This window comes from Alcanivorax sp. HI0044, assembly GCF_001634945.1.
Genome location: NZ_LWEZ01000151.1, coordinates 1 through 719 on the forward strand (window position 1 = coordinate 1; position 719 = coordinate 719).

The 719-nt window shown below is 51.0% G+C and carries 1 protein-coding gene; it reads right to left on the reverse strand.

Features of this window, described 5'->3' with window-relative positions:
* Window positions 1–131 precede the first annotated feature (131 nt).
* A complete protein-coding gene (locus tag A3730_RS01830; RefSeq protein ID WP_007148883.1) occupies window positions 132–560 on the reverse strand; it encodes a hypothetical protein in 429 nt (142 codons plus the stop codon).
* Between the last annotated feature and the right edge of the window lie 159 nt (window positions 561–719).

The window sequence follows — 719 nt, forward strand, 5'->3', positions numbered from 1 at the left end:
GCAAGGGGATAAGAATGCAATCACAGAGAAGGGAAAATAACAGCAAATGAGGAGGGGTTTTTACGTAGGTCGGATTAGCCTAATGGCGTAATCCGACATTTAACCGAGCCGTTACAGCACGGGGGAAAAACTCAGGCGATAGCCCCTTCACGGGCCCATTCGCAACGTACTCGCAGGGGGGCGTCAGAGGGTTCGTGGTACACATCGGCACTGTCCCACACGAAGGTATGAAACCCGGACAACTCGGTTTCCAGGTGCACTACCGCATTCACCCAGTACATGTTTTTGAGCAGGGACTCGAACTTGGCAATCCAGTGTTCCCACTCGTACTCCACCGCCCGATAAGACATGCCGAAATGAATCACCTGGGTCTGGAAGGTGCCGCCCATCAAGTCATCACCGGGCACGGAAAACATTTCCCGACACAGGAACGGCCACTCATCTGCCTGCGGCAATTGCCGAATGGCTTTACGGTTCTGAAAACAGCTCGTCTTGCGCTCCTGCAAATTGCCAAACGGCAAATGCTTGATGCAACCGTAAACGATGGATTCGTTATCCAAAAAACACCCCGAAAATCAGCTAACAGCTACGAGTTTCTAGCTTACAAGGACAAGCACATAAAAATACAGGTACCCGGTTCGAGTCTTTCGCGAAAGAAGCAATATAACGACATTTACCCACCTCACCAGACGCAAACGGTACAGCTATTGACCCCCTAC